Consider the following 2,056-nt stretch of genomic DNA (forward strand, 5'->3'; position numbering starts at 1 on the left):
TGGGTGTTGTTGTTTGTCTGCGATTTGTTTTGATCGTTTTGTGTGTTCAAGTTTTTAAGGGCATACGGTGGATGCCTTGGCATCAGGAGCCGATGAAGGACGTGGGAGCCTGCGATATGCCTCGGGGAGTCGGCAACCAGACTTTGATCCGGGGATTTCCGAATGGGGAAACCTGGCACCCGTCATGGGGTGTCGCCGCCGTCTGAATGTATAGGGCGGTTGGTGGGAACGCGGGGAAGTGAAACATCTCAGTACCCGCAGGAAGAGAAAACAATAGTGATTCCGTGAGTAGTGGTGAGCGAAAGCGGATCAGCCTAAACCGTGCGCGTGTGATACCTGGTAGGGGTTGCGTGTGCGGGGTTGTGGGACCATCCTGCTGGATCTACCAGTCCGGCGAGAAGTTACAAAACATCGTGGTAGTCGAACGGTATGGGAAGGCCGACCGTAGACGGTGAGAGTCCGGTAGGCGAAACTGCGATGTCTTCTGGGTGTGTTCCCGAGTAGCACGGGGCCCGTGAAATCCCGTGTGAATCTGCCACGACCACGTGGTAAGGCTGAATACTTCCTGGTGACCGATAGCGGACTAGTACCGTGAGGGAAAGGTGAAAAGTGCCCCGGTGAGGGGTCGTGAAAGAGTACCTGAAACCGTGTGCCTACAAGCCGTCAGAGCCTCCTCACAGGATTCGTCTTGTGTTGGTGATGGCGTGCCTTTTGAAGAATGAGCCTGCGAGTTATGGTGTGTGGCGAGGTTAACCGGTGGCGGGTAGCCGTAGCGAAAGCGAGTCTGAATAGGGCGTTTTAGTCGCATGCTGTAGACCCGAAGCGGAGTGATCTAGCCATGGGCAGGGTGAAGCGCCGGTAAGACGGTGTGGAGGCCCGAACCCACCAGGGTTGAAAACCTGGGGGATGACCTGTGGTTAGGGGTGAAAGGCCAATCAAACTCCGTGATAGCTGGTTCTCCCCGAAATGCATTTAGGTGCAGCGTTGCGTGTTTCTTGCCGGAGGTAGAGCTACTGGATGGCTGATGGGCCCTACAAGGTTACTGACGTCAGCCAAACTCCGAATGCCGGTAAGTGAGAGCGTGGCAGTGAGACTGCGGGGGATAAGCTTCGTAGTCGAGAGGGAAACAGCCCAGATCATCGGCTAAGGCCCCTAAGCGTGTGCTAAGTGGGAAAGGATGTGGAGTTGCCTTGACAACCAGGAGGTTGGCTTAGAAGCAGCCATCCTTGAAAGAGTGCGTAATAGCTCACTGGTCAAGTGATTCCGCGCCGACAATGTAGCGGGGCTCAAGCACACCGCCGAAGCCGTGGCACTCACACCGTGTGGTGTGGGTGGGTAGGGGAGCGTCCTGCAGCCGGTGAAGCCGCCGAGTGATCGAGTGGTGGAGGCTGTGGGAGTGAGAATGCAGGCATGAGTAGCGAGTCAAGAGTGAGAAACTCTTGCGCCGGATGACCAAGGGTTCCTGGGGCAGGCTAATCCGCCCAGGGTAAGTCGGGACCTAAGGCGAGGCCGACAGGCGTAGTCGATGGACAACGGGTTGATATTCCCGTACCCGCTGGTATGCGCCAACGCTGAATCCTCTGATGCTAAGACTCTGAATCCTGGTCGGTGCCTTCGGGTGCTGGTCGGGCCTAGCGGTCGATCCGAGGGGGTAGTAGGTGAGTGATGGGGTGACGCAGGAGGGTAGCTCAGCCCAGGCGATGGTTGTCCTGGGGTAAGCATGTAGCCCGTGTCGTAGGCAAATCCGCGGCACGTTGAGGGTGAGATGTGATGCCGAGCCGTTTTAGGTGAAGTGAGTGATCCCATGCTGTCGAGAAAAGCCTCTAGCGAGTGTACTGGCGGCCCGTACCCTAAACCGACTCAGGTGGTCAGGTAGAGAATACCAAGGCGATCGGGTGAACTGTGGTTAAGGAACTCGGCAAATTGCCCCCGTAACTTTGGGAGAAGGGGGACCGTGCCCGGTGATGGGATTTACTCCCGGAGCTGGGTGTGGTCGCAGTGGCCAGGGGGAAGCGACTGTTTACTAAAAACACAGGTCCGTGCGAAGTCGTAAGAC

1 rRNA gene (cut by a window edge) is annotated in these 2,056 nt (G+C 56.9%); it reads left to right on the plus strand.

The window, feature by feature from the left end:
- Positions 1-44: 44 nt before the first annotated feature.
- A 23S ribosomal RNA gene (locus tag IEZ03_RS37205) occupies positions 45-2,056 on the plus strand; it runs 1,106 nt beyond the window's last position.

Origin of the sequence: Actinomadura livida (assembly GCF_014648675.1) — a bacterium.
GTDB classification, from domain to species: domain Bacteria; phylum Actinomycetota; class Actinomycetes; order Streptosporangiales; family Streptosporangiaceae; genus Spirillospora; species Spirillospora livida.